Origin of the sequence: Phyllobacterium sp. P30BS-XVII (genome assembly GCF_014138335.1) — a bacterium.
GTDB classification, from domain to species: Bacteria; Pseudomonadota; Alphaproteobacteria; order Rhizobiales; family Rhizobiaceae; genus Phyllobacterium; species Phyllobacterium meliloti.
The window spans coordinates 1-13,316 of the sequence record NZ_JACGXO010000016.1 but is presented as its reverse complement, the minus strand read 5'-3'; the positions used below and the strand labels follow the sequence as shown (position 1 = coordinate 13,316).

Genomic DNA, 13,316 nt, shown 5'->3' with positions numbered 1-13,316 from the left:
AAAACGCACAAATCCTAACTTTCTCAACCAACCTCAACCAGCCCTGGGGATAACTCAAAGCCAAACACAACAAACCATCAACAAATACGGGCGGTGCCACCGCACCGCCCGTCAAAACACGTCGTCATAAAAAGAGAAAAGGCTGTCTTCAGGCCAGCGTGTAGGCCGTTTTTACCGTCGTATAGAATTCAGCAGCATATTTGCCCTGCTCGCGCGGACCATAGCTTGAGCCCTTGCGCCCGCCGAACGGCACATGGAAATCCACACCGGCTGTCGGCAGATTGACCATCACCATGCCAGCCTCGGCATTGCGCTTGAAATGCGTTGCATGTTTGAGGCTTGTCGTGGCGATGCCCGATGACAGGCCGAACTGCGTATCATTGGCTGTATGCAATGCCTCTTCATAATCCTTGACCCGGATGACACTGGCCACTGGGCCGAAGATCTCCTCGCGCGAAATCCGCATCTGGTTGGTGGCTTCGGTGAACAATGCCGGCTGCAGATAGAAACCGGGATTATCGCGGGTCAGCCGCTCGCCGCCAAAAGCAAGTTTCGCGCCTTCACTCTGGCCAATGGCAATATAGTCTTCATCCTGTTTCAGCTGGCTCTGATCAACCACGGGGCCAATATGAGTTCCGGCCTTCAGCGCATCGTCAACAATAACGCCTTTGAGACGCTCGGTCGCCGCAGCAACGAAGCGGTCATGAATGCCTTCAGTGACAATAATACGCGAGGACGCAGTGCAGCGCTGACCTGTCGAGAAGAAGGCGCTGTTAACAGCTGCTTCCACGGCGACATTTAAATCCGCATCATCAAGCACAACGAATGGGTTCTTGCCGCCCATTTCCAGCTGGAACTTGCGCATATGTTCAATGGAAGCAGCGGCGACGCGTTTGCCCGTGCCAACCGAACCGGTGAAGGTGATGGCATTCACATCGGCACTGTCGAGAATGGTCTGGCCAACCACCGAACCCTTGCCCATGACAAGGTTGAGCACACCCTTTGGCAGACCGGCGCGGTGCAATATATCGACAATCGCCCAGGAGCAGCCCGGCACCAGATCAGCTGGCTTGAACACGACTGTATTGCCATAGGCCAATGCTGGAGCAATCTTCCAGGCGGGAATGGCGATGGGAAAATTCCATGGGGTGATAATGCCGACAACGCCGACTGGCTCGCGGGTGATTTCAACACCAATGTTCGGGCGCGCGCTCGGCAGGACCTCACCCGCCAGACGCAGAACTTCTCCGGCGAAGAAATCAAAGATTTGAGCAGCGCGCACCGTCTCGCCGATACCTTCGGCCAATGTCTTGCCTTCTTCGCGTGATAACAGGCGGCCGATCTCATCCTTACGGGCGGTGATCTCGTCGGCGGTCTTGCGCAGGATCGCATGGCGCTCAAGAATGCCGGAGCGTGACCATGCCGGGAAAGCTGCCTTCGCCGCCGCAACGGCATTCAATGTGTCTTCAGCCGTTGCCCGCGCATATTCGCCAACGACATCATTGGTATTGGAAGGATTAATGTTGGCAATGGCGTCGCCGCCGGTCCAAGCGCCGTCAATCAGATTCTGGTGCAATGTCATTGTTCTTTCTGTCCTTCCTGATGACGGCACAGGATCGCCGTCACGATGTAGCCTTTTTCAGGCCTTCTCCCGAAAACTCTGCACAAACCCTCGGCGATACGCTCGAAAGCATCAACGCTCTATCAAAGGGGAAGTGGTGCCGGACCTTAGCATAGCGAAAAGCGGTTTCAACGAACATTTGGGAACATTTGCCGCATTCCGGGTGCGAATGTCAGCCAAAGGCCAATTGCACCTTCATCGAGCGGCTGCGATCACCCGCAGTTTCAAAAGCTGTGACCACTTCATCGAGCTTGAAAATGCCTGTCAGCAGCGGCTTCACATCGACCACCTTCCGGCCGATCAGGTCAACCGCCAGTGCGAATTCCTCGTGAAAGCGGAAAGAGCCACGCAGGTCGATTTCCTTCGAAACAATCATGTTCTGCGGAATGGAGATGTCGCCGCCAAGACCAAGCTGCATGAGAATCCCGCGCGGACGCAGCACCTCCAGCCCGGCGCGCAGCGCCCTTTCATTCCCGGATGCTTCAAACATCACATCAAATGACCCTTTGTTGGCGGAATAGGCGGCGAGTTGTTCCGGATGTTCAGCCACATTGATGGTCCTGTCGGCACCGACTTCCCGCGCCTTGACCAGCACCGCATCCATGACATCGGTCGCAACGATTTCCTGTGCGCCATGGGCACGCGCTGCCAGAATGGTCAAAGCACCGATGGGGCCACAGCCCGTAACAAGAACCCGCTTGCCCAGCAAAGATCCGGCACGATTGACCGCATGGAGGGTCACGGCGAACGGCTCGGCAAATGCTGCTTCATTGATGGAAACGCCCTCTGCCACCTTATGACATTGCCATGCCTCGGCAATCAGCCGCTGGCGAAACGCACCCTGAATATGAGGCATAGGCATCGCACTGCCGTAAAAACGCATGTTCAGGCAATGGTTCTGCAGCCCTTTGAGACAATAGTCGCAATGGTTGCAGGGTCGGCTGGGCGATACGGCAACGCGATCACCGATGGCAAGGCCGCTCACTCCGGCTCCCAAAGCCATAATAGTTCCGGCAATTTCGTGGCCAAGAATCATCGGCTCACGCAGCCGGATCGCACCGAACCCGCCATGATTATAGTAATGCAGATCCGAGCCGCATATGCCGCCTGCCTCAATGGCAATATCCACCTGCCCAGCTTCCGGCGCACCCGGATCACGTTCTTCGATACGCAAATCCTTCGCGGCGTGGATGACGACGGCCTTCATGCATTCCTCCCTTGCGCATCCCGCACCCAGACGACATTGTCGCGGGTGGGCGAAGCGCTTTAACACACTGATACTTGCATATGTTATCGATAACATTTATGTCAAGTGAATGAAGAAGCGACAGCGTTCGCGAGTCGAATTTCCGCAAAACCGGAGGAAAGAAAGAATGGCCTATCCATTGTTCAGCCTTGAGGGGAAACGTGCCCTCATCACAGGATCAAGCCAGGGCATTGGCTTTGCCTTGGCAAAAGGTCTGGCTGAACATGGGGCGGAAATCATCGTCAATGGCCGCGATGAAACCAAGGTGAATGCAGCGGTCACTGAGCTGAAAGCCGCCGGTTACAAAGCCCATCCCGCCGTATTTGACGTGACCAATCTTGAGAGCGTCAAAAGTGGTATCGACAAGATCGAGGCTGATATCGGCACAATCGACATTCTCTTCAACAATGCCGGAATGCAATTCCGCGCGCCGCTGGAAGAATTCCCTGAGGACAAATGGCAACTCTTGCTGCAGACTAATATCTCAAGCGTTTTCTATGCGGGACAAAGTGCGGCAAAACATATGATCAAACGCGGTCGTGGCAAGATCATCAACATTGCATCGGTGCAAAGCGAGTTGGCACGCCCTTCAATTGCGCCCTATACGGCAACCAAGGGCGCTGTCCGCAACCTTACCCGCGGCATGTGTACGGACTGGGCCAAATATGGTCTGCAGATCAACGCCATTGCACCGGGCTACTTCAAGACACCACTCAATCAGGCCCTTATTGATAATCCAGAATTCTCCGGCTGGCTGGAAAAGCGCACGCCTGCCGGCCGCTGGGGCAATGTCGATGAACTGGTTGGAGCGGCGGTGTTCCTTGCCAGCGATGCCTCATCTTTCGTCAATGGCCAGGTCATCCACGTCGATGGCGGAATCACGGCATCCGTATGATCAGACTCATCGTCATGGGTGTCAGTGGTTCCGGCAAGTCTTCGATCGGCGAGGGAATAGCGGCCGCATTGTCCCTGCCCTTCATTGAAGGCGATGTTCTGCATCCGGAAAGCAATGTGAAGAAAATGTCAGCGGGCATTCCGCTGACCGACGATGACCGCTGGCCATGGCTCGACAAAATTGGTGCGGAACTTGCCAAAGCCGAGAAGGGCGTCATTGTTTCCTGTTCGGCGCTAAAAAAGAGCTATCGTGACCGGTTGCGCCGGGAAGCTGGCGGGGCACTTGCCTTTGTCTTTCTTGATGGCACACTTGAAGTTCTGCGTGACCATATGGGCAAGCGAACCGGGCACTTCATGCCGCTGTCCATGCTCGACAGCCAGTTGGCGACGCTGGAATCACCAAAGGGTGAGCCACTGGTTTTCACGCAAGATGTCGCCCATCCCATCAAGCAGATTGTTGATGCCAGCGTGGAATGGTTGAAAACACAGGATCTCTAACGTTCATTGGAAAAACCATCCAGCAGCCGCATCATTTCGGCTGAATCGCGTGGACCCAATCCGGCTGCACAGAGCAGCCGGTGAATTTCGACCACCTGTCCGGTCATCGGTAAAGGTGTCTTTGTCTTCAGGGCAAAGGCCTGCAGAGAATCGAGATCTTTCAGCATATTATCAATGCGTCCTGTTGGCGTGAAATCCCGGGCGGCAAATTTCGCCATGAACTCCTGCATGATCCGGTTGTCAGCGCGCCCGCCTGCCAAAGCCTGTGGGATGATAGCAGGATCAACGCCGCCCGCCTCCGCAAGCTTGACCGCCTCGGCAACCGCCTGAAACGCCACCGCGCAAAATAGCTGGTTGATCAGCTTGGTGGTCTGCCCCGCGCCGCTTGGCCCCATCAATGTGTAATTGGCGCAAAGGTGCTGCATCACGGTCCGTCCGCGTTCGAAATCGGCAGCATCACCGCCCGCCATAACCGTCAAGCGCCCGGCAAGCGCACCGGGCACACCGCCGGATAGCGGGCAATCCAACCACTTCATATCAGTCTGCTCCGCAAGTTTCGCCGCCATCTCAGCGGTTTCCTTCGGGTCGATCGACGACATATCGATCAGCAACTTGTCGGCTATGGCCGCAGTAGCCACCCCGTCCGAGCCGAAGACCACGGCGCGGACAATATCGGCATGATTCAGGCTGAGAATAACAAAATTGCTCTTGGCGGTTGCGTCCGCAGCCGACCTTGCAGCAATTGCACCTTTGGCCACAAGCGCCGCAACCTTTTGCGCGTCAACATCGAACACAGTCACCACGTGGCCGGTCTCGATAAGCCGCGTTGCAATCGCCGCGCCCATAAACCCAGCACCAATAACAGCCACTGTGGACGCATCAGCCATTTGGTTATTCCTCTTGTGTGTCGGAACGTCAGTTAAACAACCGCTGCGGGCAGCGGCTTGCCAGAAAATTGCGCTTCCAGATTGGCCAGCACGAGATCGGCCATGGCGCGTCGCGTCTCGTGGGTCGCACTGGCGATATGCGGCGAAACAACAACATTCTTCATCGCCCAAAGCGCATCGGGCACGCGTGGTTCATCCTCGAACACATCAAGGCCCGCACCGGAAATCGTTCCGCCCTGCAGCGCAGCAATCAAAGCCACTTCATCGACGAGAGAGCCACGGGCGATATTGATCAGGCTGCCATTGGGGCCGAGTGCTTTCAGCACATCCGCATTGACCACATGCTTTGTCTCCGCCGAGGCCGCCGCCGCAATGACAAGCACATCGCAGTTCGCAGCGAGTTCGCTGATATCGGGATAAAACGTGTAGGGAACGTCAAGCTTCCGGCGGCCTGAATAGGCAATCTTCCCATCAAAAGCCTCCAGCCGCTTGGCAATGGCCTGACCAATACGGCCAAGCCCGAAAATACCGTAGCGCCTTCCGCTCACCCGGTGCCCAAGACCAAGTTCGCCCTTTGGCCAGTTCCCAGCCCGCACATGATTGTCAGCAAGCACAAGCTGGCGCGCCAAGGCAATGATCAGGCCAAGGGCCAGATCGGCCACATCAGCAGTCAGCACATCAGGCGTATTGGCCACGCGAAAGCCGCGCTTGCGCGCCTCGTTCAGATCGATTTTGTCGTAGCCGACACCATTGATTGAAATGATTTCCAGATTTGGCAACTGCACTGCAAGCTCGGTTGGAATTCCAACATGTCCGCCCGTCACTACACCGCGAATCTTGTCCGCATGGGATTTGAGGAATCCTGGCTGGTCTTTCATTTCGAACCAACGATGAACGGTGTAGCGCTTGGCTAAGTCCGCTTCGAGGGCTGGCATAACGGGACAGAGTTGCAGAATATCAATCGACATAATTACGGGATTCCTGATTGGTTATTTCACTTAACGTCGGCCTTGACGAACTGGCGCAGTTCTGGCGTTTGCGGATCGCTAAAGAGTTGTTTTGATAATCCCTCTTCCCAGATCTTGCCCTGATGCATGAAAATCGTCTTTGTCGCGACCCGCCGGGCAAACGCCATTTCGTGGGTAACGAGGATCATCGTCATGCCGTCACGCGCAAGCTGTTCCATGACGTTGAGCACTTCTTCGGTCAATTCAGGATCAAGCGCCGATGTGACTTCGTCAAACAACATTACCTTTGGTTGCATGGCGAGCGAACGGGCAATGGCAACACGCTGCTGCTGGCCGCCGGAAAGCTCGTCCGGGTAAGCATCAAATTTTTCCGACAGACCCACCAGTTTCAGCACCCTCTCCGCCGTTTCGCGGGTCTGTGCCTTGGCCACATTCTTCACGATCTTTGGTGCCAGCATGATGTTCTCGCCGACACTCAGATGCGGAAAAAGATTATAGCTCTGGAAAACAATGCCAACATCCGTCCGCAACGCCCGCAACTGTTTGGGATCGCTGCTCACCGTATGGCCAGCAATCTCGATACGTCCGGAATTGATTTTTTCCAGCCCGTTGATGCAGCGGAGCAGCGTGCTCTTACCGGAACCGGAGCGCCCGATCAGCGCGATCACCTCGCCGCGCTCGACGGTCAGCGAGACGCCTTTGAGGACTTCGACCATGCCGAAGCTTTTGTGGACATTTTCAACGATGACTTCTGGCATGGAGTCTCCTTTCCAGCCAACGCGACAGCTGGGACAGCGGATAACAGACGACGAAGTAAAGAGCCGCAACCGCGATGAAAACGCGGAATGGCTGGAACGTCGCATTGTTGATGAGTTGGCCCGCACGGGCGAGTTCGACAAAGCCGATGATCGAGGTGATCGAGGTGTTCTTGACCACCTGCACGGCAAAGCCAACGGTTGAGGGCAACGAGATGCGCAGCGCCTGCGGCAGAATCACATAGCGATATTGCTGCGTCCGCGTCATCGCGAGCGATTCCGACGCCTCCCATTGCTGTTTGGGCACCGACTGGATGCAGCCACGCCAGATTTCAGCCAGATAGCCCGATGCGTAGATCGTCATCGAAGCGCCCGCTGCCACCAGAGGTGGTAATTGCAGACCGGCAAGGCTCAGACCGTAATAGGACAGGAACAGGATCATCAGCACGGGGATGCCCTGAATGATCTGGATATAGGTCGCCGCGACAATCCGCAGCCACCTATGTGTGGAGGTGCGGGCGAGTGCAATGAAGAAGCCGACAATGCCGCCGCCGCTGAGTGCGATGATGGTAAGGACGACAGTCCATAGCAATGCGGAAACAAGAAAACCGAATTCGCTGAAACCAAAGGTACGCAGAATCATGTTTGCACCTCCGGAAGAGCGACAGCTGTTCGCCGCGCCACCCGGCGGCCAAACAGCCACAATCCGATAATGGCGAGCACACCGCGCAGGGCGAGCGCCAATACCAGATAAATCAGTGTGACGACGATATAGACTTCGAATGAACGGAAGCTTTGCGATTCGACAAAGGCTGCCGATGCCGCAAGCTCATTGGTCGAAATGGCCGAGCAAACCGAAGAAGCCAGCATCATCAGCACGAACTGGCTGCACAGCGCCGGATAGACTTTCGCAATCGCTGGCATGATGATGACATGCCGGTAAATCTGCAACCGCGTGAAACCGAGCGCCTCGCCCGCTTCAATCTGCGACTTGTGAATCGATTCGATCCCGGCGCGAATAATCTCGGTGGAATAGGCAGCCAGATTGATTGTCATGCCGATCAACGCCGCCGTCACCGCGCTGACGCGAATTCCAAGCCCCGGCATGCCGAAATAGACAATGAAAAGCTGCACCAGAAACGGTGTGTTACGAATGATCTCGACATAGGCGTCAACAAGGATACGGCCAATGCCTGGCTTCATCGAGCGAACAGACGCCAGCACGATACCACAGGCGCAGCCAAGGATGATCGAAGCAACAGACAGCTTGATCGTCATCCATATGCCGGCAAGAATCTCATTCTGATATTGGGCGATCACGCCAAACTGGAAGGTGTAGGACATCTCCGGCCTCCGTGAGGGATTGCACCGGGCAGGCTTTGCCCGGTGAACCGATTGAGCAGCGGATCAGAAGGATGGCAGCTGCGGCATTGGCTGCCCGGTCCACTTGACCGAAATTGCATCAAGCTCGCCGGAATTCTTCATGAGATAGATGGCCGTGTTGAGCCACTGGCGCATCTCGAAATCCTGCAGAGTGGTTGCCATGGAATTTCCCTGACGGAAGAACGTGAAGCCAACCTGCAAACCGGCGTCGGGCAGCTGTTTCAACACCGCATCCGCAACGGTGGAAGGCAAGGCAACCGCATCGACCTGTCCGGCAATCAATGCCTGCGCCGTGGTCGAATCATCTTCGTAAACCACAAGCTCAAGCCCTGGCACGGCCACTTTGCGCAAAGCGGCTTCCTGTGACGAGCCGCGATTGACCGCAACGCGCTTGCCGCTGAGTTCTGACAACGCACCGAATTTCTGATCCTTGCCCGAAACGATCACCATGTTGAATGCACTATAAGGTTGGGTGAACATCACTGTTTTGGCGCGTTCACCCGTTGGCGCAAGCGTCGCAACAAGGAAATCGACCTTGCCTGTCTGCAATGCCGGAATGCGCGACGGCGGCGTCAGTGGAACCAGTTCAGCTTTCACGCCGAGGTAGCCAGCTATCAGATTGGCAACATCAACGTCATATCCGGTTGGATTACCCTTCTCGTCCACCATGCCCATGGGCGGCGCGCCTGTCAGCACACCGATCCGTACCGTGCCGCGCGAAGTGATGTCATTCAGTGTGACCGCATTGGCATCAAGAGCTGAAAACAGACCTGCAGCGGCAACACCGACAGCAGCGATCATCACCCGCAATGATTTTGAAATACCCATTATAGTCTCCTCCACTTGTATCAAGGTTCCGGCAGTACCTCCCGAGCACGCCGCCCGAATTCAATTCATTTGTTCTCGATAACACTCCCATAAGCGCTATGCTCCAGAAATGCTGCCGTCCGATTATGGCACCACAACCGGCTTTAAATGGCCAAGATGCACTGCATTTGAACCAGCCTGCAGCAACCCATGAAATTTGCTGCTTGTGTTTCCAATGAAGCATGTTATCGATAACATTACAAGTGGCAACCCTAAAATGCCGCGCTCTTATCACCTGAGGAGGATTGATGTTCACCCGTTCGGCCATTTTTGAAGGCAAGATTCACGCAGGTCAGGAAGAGGCATTTTTCCGGATGGTTGAGGAGCAATTATTGCCCATCTGGAAGCGCATGCCGAATGCCCAGGCAGTGCGTGTGATGCGTATGATTGATTCGGACCCCGATTCGCCTGACATCGCCATGGTACAGGAAGTCGACTACCCCACGATGGAGGCCGTCAAAGAAGCTTTGGCCTCGCCCGTCCGTCTGGAAGGGCGTGTTATCACCGATGAAATGATGCGCATGTTCGATGGCCGTTTTTACCATGTGGTTTACAACAGGATCGCCCCGAAGTAACTGATTCGGAACAGACAGGACCGATACGTGCCGCCATCTTCGCCAAAAGCCACCATGCACGACGTCTCCCGCCTCGCAGGCGTATCGAAGATGACTGTCTCGCGCGTGCTTGCGGACCCCGACCTTGTTTCCGAATCAACGCGAAACAAGGTGATGAAAGCCATCGAGCAGCTGAGCTACGTACCCGACCGGGTTGCAGGCAGCCTTTCATCCCGGCGCACCAATTTTATCACGGCGATTCTCCCCACCCTGACAAACTCCAATTTCGCCGATACGGCTCAAGGTCTTGCGGAGGCGATGCGGCCCGCCGATTACCAGCTGCTTATCGGCTACACCATGTACCGGCTTGAGGAAGAAGAGCGAATCATCCGCGCCATGCTGGCCCGGCGCCCCGACGCAATCGTGGTTGCCGGAACGACCCACACCAAGGCAGCAAACGAAATGATGCTGCGTGCCGGAATTCCAATCGTCGAAATCTGGGATACGCCGGAACATCCAATTGACCATGCGGTTGGTTTTTCCAACTATGAGGTCGGGCGGGCGGCGGCGCTACACCTTCTGGCCCTTGGGCACCGGCGAATCGGTGCGCTCGGTTCAAGAATGGATAGCGACGCCAAGGATTTGCGCGGCGAATCACGCCTTGCGGGCTTCACCTCCGTGTTGCGGGAAGCTGGCCTTAGCGATGAATTGGTGATTCGCGAGGGTCTCGCGCCCGTTTCCTATGATCATGGCGCGCTTACACTTGGTGTTTTGCTCGAACGCGCACCTGATGTGGAAGCCGTTTTCGCCGTTTCCGATATTTCAGCCGTTGGTGCGTTGATGGAATGTCACCGCCGCGGCATTAAAGTACCTGACGATCTGTCGCTGATGGGCTTTGGCGATTTCGATATCGCCCGGCAATGCGTTCCCGCCATTACAACGATTCGCATTGACGCTGAATTGATTGGCCGGAAAACCGGGGAATTATTGCTGCAGGTGCTCGACCATAGTGCCGATGCGGGCGATTCTCCCGCATCAGCCATCAATGTGGGCTTCGAACTCGTGACAAGGCAAACAACGGCGCTCTCAAAAAAGCGGTTGTAGACACGGAATCGGAATCCGAAAAAGGATTTATTCTTGCCCTGTTCGCAAGGAATCACGCAGCAATTGAAAGCCGTTGCTCAAGCTCAGCCAAATCATTGATGAACCAAAGGCTTCGGCCACGATTTGTCTCATAGACAAAATCCCGCAATGCCGTGCTTACACTGATCCAAGCGGAGATGTCCCCGAGAATTGCCAGACGGACCTGATAGTTGACGAACTTCTGGATGACTTCGCCCGCAATGCGGGTTTTGAGATCGAGAAAATCTTCGCCCAATCGTTCAACCGGAATGACCGCAAGCGTCGCCTGCTGTGCCCAAACGGCACTCAGAAATGCATTCGCATCCCGCTCCCCGGCAAGCCTGTCGCCCACGGCGCCAAATACAAGAACGCGAACGCCGTGAATCTCGATCACCTGATCAGTCATAAGTAGAATTTCCCGCAAAAATGACATCTGCTCTAAGAAAAATGGAATTGGCAAGACAGCCAATAATCAAATTGCAGGAGAAGAGAATGTGCAACTCCGAAATAACGGCTGATGATACCAATCAACCCGCCGCCATCTTCTCAATCAGAAGTTTGGAAGATTCTGATTTTGATCAGATCGCACAAATGAATAAAGAGCTCATTGAAGATGAAGGGCACACAAACCCAATGAATCTCGCTGAACTTAAAGAGCGGCTACACCATTTTGTTTCGCGAGACGGCTGGACCGTCGATGTTTTCACATCGAACTTGGTGATCATTGGTTATGCAACCTACCGTCTGGAAGCAAATATCTCGAAAATCAACGACACGACCATCCATATAAGGCAGTTTTATATTGCCCGGTCGCAACGTGGCAAAGGTATGGGCCGCCGACCCTATCGCCTGCTGATCGAGAGCCAGCAGCAAGCACCCAAGCGTATTCTCATCGAAGTGCTTGAATCCAATCCCGGTGGAAAGGCATTTTGGTCGCGTATCGGGTTCACGCCCTACGCAATGAGCATGGAAACATGTTTGTAAGATTTGGCATGTAGTGACATGCGAGTGTGGCGTGGAAAATCCATACGGGGCCTTCACCCTTAAAATGCCGGCACCCACGCATGCGATCCTAATCACCGCCATATTGACTACTAATTACCACCATATATATTCCTGATTGCCATCAACGGGGATCAGCATGTACAAGCGTTTTATCGAGCATCGAGCAGAAGAGGCCCTGTCCGATACGCCCGTGGTCCTGATTGTCGGGCCCCGTCGCGCGGGCAAGACGACACTGGTGCGCAAGATGGAGGATGTTGGACGCACCTATATTACTCTTGATGATCAGACAGTGCTTGATGCTGCAAGGTCTGACCCGGTCGGCTTCATCCGAGGATTGGACCGGGCAATCATCGATGAAATCCAACGCGCGCCCGATCTGCTGCTTGCAATCAAGAAAACGGTCGATGAAGATTACCGTCCTGGCCGTTTTCTACTGACCGGCTCAGCCAATATCCTGACACTCCCCCGCGTTGCGGACAGTCTGGCCGGCCGAATGGAAACGCTTCAAATGCTGCCTCTGGCCCGCGCGGAGGTCCTTGGTCGAACACCCACATTTCTGAACCGGCTGTTTGAAGGAAAGTTGCGGGGTGACAAGACGGCTATTGTTGGAAATGATCTGGTCGATCTGGTGCTTCAGGGCGGTTTTCCCGAAGCCATTGTCCGCGATACCGAACGTCGGCGTCAGGATTGGGCGCGCTCCTATCTGACCTCCGTTCTGACAAGGGACCTGCGCGATATCGCCGAGATCGAGAAACTGACTGACCTGCCCAAATTCGTTCGCCTGCTGGCAGAACATTCAGGACAGTTGGTCAATTATTCGCAGTTCGCCGGCAGCATTGATGTCAACTACAAGACGGGCCAGCGTTATGTCGGGCTGTTGGAACAGGTCTTTCTCGTCTTTACACTTCAGCCTTGGTACACGAACACACTGAAACGAATCATCAAGACACCGAAATTGCATTTCGTCGATTCCGGATTGCTTGCCGCCAGTCGGGGCTTAAGTTTCGAACGCGTCACAAAAGATCGCAGCATATTTGGCGCACTCCTGGAAAGCTTCGTGTTTTCCGAGGTCCGGAAGCTGATGACCGGCTCACAACTGCGCCTGACGCCTTATCACTTCCGTGACCAGAAAATGCATGAGGTCGATATCGTCCTCGAGCGCGATGATGGCATGATTGTCGGGATTGAGGTGAAAGCAAGCGCTACGGTCAAGGCATCTGATTTCGATGGACTACGAATTCTTGCTGACGCCTGTGGCGATAAATTTGCCTATGGCGTCGTTCTATATGACAGCACGGATGTTGTCCCCTTTGCCGACCGTCTTGCGGCGGCACCATTGTCGTGTCTCTGGGCTTAACCCCGTGTGCTGTCGGTTTATGATGAGTATTTGAGAAGCTGTTTTTGTTTTGGGGAGGGAAAGATTGGTTGCGGGGACAGGATTTGAACCTGTGACCTTCAGGTTATGAGCCTGACGAGCTACCGGGCTGCTCCACCCCGCGCCACCATGATCGGCGAT

At 55.0% G+C, this 13,316-nt stretch carries 15 protein-coding genes and 1 tRNA gene; 6 read left to right on the top strand and 10 right to left on the bottom strand.

Annotated elements, in window-relative coordinates:
* Positions 1–148 precede the first annotated feature (148 nt).
* Both FHW17_RS25055 and FHW17_RS25050 read right to left on the bottom strand, forming a co-directional pair.
* A complete protein-coding gene (locus FHW17_RS25055) occupies positions 149–1,582 on the bottom strand; it encodes an aldehyde dehydrogenase family protein (RefSeq protein WP_112530633.1) in 1,434 nt (477 codons plus the stop codon).
* A 211-nt stretch (positions 1,583–1,793) separates the two neighbouring features.
* Complete coding sequence (locus FHW17_RS25050; protein WP_112530631.1) at positions 1,794–2,828, bottom strand: L-idonate 5-dehydrogenase; 1,035 nt, start codon at positions 2,826–2,828, stop codon at positions 1,794–1,796.
* A gap of 166 nt (positions 2,829–2,994) precedes the next feature.
* Here FHW17_RS25050 and FHW17_RS25045 point away from each other — a divergent pair, with 166 nt between their 5' ends.
* Both FHW17_RS25045 and FHW17_RS25040 read left to right on the top strand, forming a co-directional pair.
* On the top strand, positions 2,995–3,762 hold the full coding sequence (locus FHW17_RS25045; protein ID WP_112530629.1) for an SDR family oxidoreductase: 768 nt from the start codon (positions 2,995–2,997) through the stop codon (positions 3,760–3,762).
* Positions 3,759–4,259, top strand: a complete 501-nt coding sequence (locus FHW17_RS25040) for a gluconokinase (RefSeq protein WP_112530627.1) — start codon at positions 3,759–3,761, stop codon at positions 4,257–4,259. Before FHW17_RS25045 ends, FHW17_RS25040 begins: the two co-directional genes overlap by 4 nt.
* Here FHW17_RS25040 and FHW17_RS25035 read toward each other — a convergent pair.
* The 6 genes from FHW17_RS25035 to FHW17_RS25010 form a co-directional block, all read right to left on the bottom strand.
* Positions 4,256–5,146, bottom strand: coding sequence for an NAD(P)-dependent oxidoreductase (locus FHW17_RS25035; RefSeq protein ID WP_112530625.1), 891 nt, complete (start codon positions 5,144–5,146; stop codon positions 4,256–4,258). The two genes, FHW17_RS25040 and FHW17_RS25035, sit on opposite strands and share 4 nt — an antisense overlap.
* A 32-nt stretch (positions 5,147–5,178) precedes the next feature.
* On the bottom strand, positions 5,179–6,114 hold the full coding sequence (locus FHW17_RS25030; protein WP_112530623.1) for a 2-hydroxyacid dehydrogenase: 936 nt from the start codon (positions 6,112–6,114) through the stop codon (positions 5,179–5,181).
* 26 nt (positions 6,115–6,140) lie between these two features.
* Positions 6,141–6,872, bottom strand: a complete 732-nt coding sequence (locus FHW17_RS25025) for an amino acid ABC transporter ATP-binding protein (RefSeq protein WP_091886896.1) — start codon at positions 6,870–6,872, stop codon at positions 6,141–6,143.
* Positions 6,853–7,512, bottom strand: a complete 660-nt coding sequence (locus FHW17_RS25020; RefSeq protein WP_112530621.1) for an amino acid ABC transporter permease — start codon at positions 7,510–7,512, stop codon at positions 6,853–6,855. Before FHW17_RS25020 ends, FHW17_RS25025 begins: the two co-directional genes overlap by 20 nt.
* The gene (locus FHW17_RS25015) at positions 7,509–8,213 is read right to left on the bottom strand and encodes an amino acid ABC transporter permease (protein ID WP_112530619.1); all 705 of its coding nucleotides are present in this window, start codon (positions 8,211–8,213) and stop codon (positions 7,509–7,511) included. The genes FHW17_RS25020 and FHW17_RS25015 overlap by 4 nt, the downstream gene beginning before the upstream one ends.
* Positions 8,214–8,276: 63 nt before the next feature.
* Positions 8,277–9,080, bottom strand: a complete 804-nt coding sequence (locus FHW17_RS25010; protein ID WP_112530616.1) for a transporter substrate-binding domain-containing protein — start codon at positions 9,078–9,080, stop codon at positions 8,277–8,279.
* Positions 9,081–9,367: 287 nt separating this feature from the next.
* On the opposite strand from FHW17_RS25010, the gene FHW17_RS25005 reads away from it, so the two are divergent.
* The gene (locus FHW17_RS25005; protein ID WP_112530614.1) at positions 9,368–9,694 is read left to right on the top strand and encodes a hypothetical protein; all 327 of its coding nucleotides are present in this window, start codon (positions 9,368–9,370) and stop codon (positions 9,692–9,694) included.
* Between the two features lie 54 nt (positions 9,695–9,748).
* Positions 9,749–10,777 carry a LacI family DNA-binding transcriptional regulator gene (locus tag FHW17_RS25000; RefSeq protein WP_112530612.1) on the top strand — a complete coding sequence of 343 codons (1,029 nt, stop codon included), beginning with the start codon at positions 9,749–9,751 and terminating at the stop codon, positions 10,775–10,777.
* Positions 10,778–10,829: 52 nt separating this feature from the next.
* On the opposite strand, the gene FHW17_RS24995 is transcribed toward FHW17_RS25000, so the two are convergent.
* The gene (locus tag FHW17_RS24995) at positions 10,830–11,201 is read right to left on the bottom strand and encodes a DUF4180 domain-containing protein (protein ID WP_112530610.1); all 372 of its coding nucleotides are present in this window, start codon (positions 11,199–11,201) and stop codon (positions 10,830–10,832) included.
* Positions 11,202–11,287: 86 nt separating this feature from the next.
* On the opposite strand from FHW17_RS24995, the gene FHW17_RS24990 reads away from it, so the two are divergent.
* Positions 11,288–11,779 (top strand): GNAT family N-acetyltransferase, encoded by a 492-nt coding sequence (locus FHW17_RS24990; RefSeq protein ID WP_182511099.1) that lies wholly within the window; start codon positions 11,288–11,290, stop codon positions 11,777–11,779.
* A gap of 157 nt (positions 11,780–11,936) precedes the next feature.
* Positions 11,937–13,157, top strand: a complete 1,221-nt coding sequence (locus FHW17_RS24985) for an ATP-binding protein (RefSeq protein ID WP_182511098.1) — start codon at positions 11,937–11,939, stop codon at positions 13,155–13,157.
* Between the two features lie 65 nt (positions 13,158–13,222).
* Here the strand turns inward: FHW17_RS24985 and FHW17_RS24980 are convergent.
* A tRNA-Met gene (locus tag FHW17_RS24980) sits at positions 13,223–13,299 on the bottom strand.
* Positions 13,300–13,316: the final 17 nt, after the last annotated feature.

Bases quoted from the DNA above. Each gene is read 5' to 3' on its own strand.
- FHW17_RS25055 (WP_112530633.1), bottom strand. From the start codon at position 1,582: ATGACATTGCACCAGAATCTGATTGACGGCGCTTGGACCGGCGGCGAC.
- FHW17_RS25050 (WP_112530631.1), bottom strand. From the start codon at position 2,828: ATGAAGGCCGTCGTCATCCACGCCGCGAAGGATTTGCGTATCGAAGAA.
- FHW17_RS25045 (WP_112530629.1), top strand. From the start codon at position 2,995: ATGGCCTATCCATTGTTCAGCCTTGAGGGGAAACGTGCCCTCATCACA.
- FHW17_RS25040 (WP_112530627.1), top strand. From the start codon at position 3,759: ATGATCAGACTCATCGTCATGGGTGTCAGTGGTTCCGGCAAGTCTTCG.
- FHW17_RS25035 (WP_112530625.1), bottom strand. From the start codon at position 5,146: ATGGCTGATGCGTCCACAGTGGCTGTTATTGGTGCTGGGTTTATGGGC.
- FHW17_RS25030 (WP_112530623.1), bottom strand. From the start codon at position 6,114: ATGTCGATTGATATTCTGCAACTCTGTCCCGTTATGCCAGCCCTCGAA.
- FHW17_RS25025 (WP_091886896.1), bottom strand. From the start codon at position 6,872: ATGCCAGAAGTCATCGTTGAAAATGTCCACAAAAGCTTCGGCATGGTC.
- FHW17_RS25020 (WP_112530621.1), bottom strand. From the start codon at position 7,512: ATGATTCTGCGTACCTTTGGTTTCAGCGAATTCGGTTTTCTTGTTTCC.
- FHW17_RS25015 (WP_112530619.1), bottom strand. From the start codon at position 8,213: ATGTCCTACACCTTCCAGTTTGGCGTGATCGCCCAATATCAGAATGAG.
- FHW17_RS25010 (WP_112530616.1), bottom strand. From the start codon at position 9,080: ATGGGTATTTCAAAATCATTGCGGGTGATGATCGCTGCTGTCGGTGTT.
- FHW17_RS25005 (WP_112530614.1), top strand. From the start codon at position 9,368: ATGTTCACCCGTTCGGCCATTTTTGAAGGCAAGATTCACGCAGGTCAG.
- FHW17_RS25000 (WP_112530612.1), top strand. From the start codon at position 9,749: ATGCACGACGTCTCCCGCCTCGCAGGCGTATCGAAGATGACTGTCTCG.
- FHW17_RS24995 (WP_112530610.1), bottom strand. From the start codon at position 11,201: ATGACTGATCAGGTGATCGAGATTCACGGCGTTCGCGTTCTTGTATTT.
- FHW17_RS24990 (WP_182511099.1), top strand. From the start codon at position 11,288: ATGTGCAACTCCGAAATAACGGCTGATGATACCAATCAACCCGCCGCC.
- FHW17_RS24985 (WP_182511098.1), top strand. From the start codon at position 11,937: ATGTACAAGCGTTTTATCGAGCATCGAGCAGAAGAGGCCCTGTCCGAT.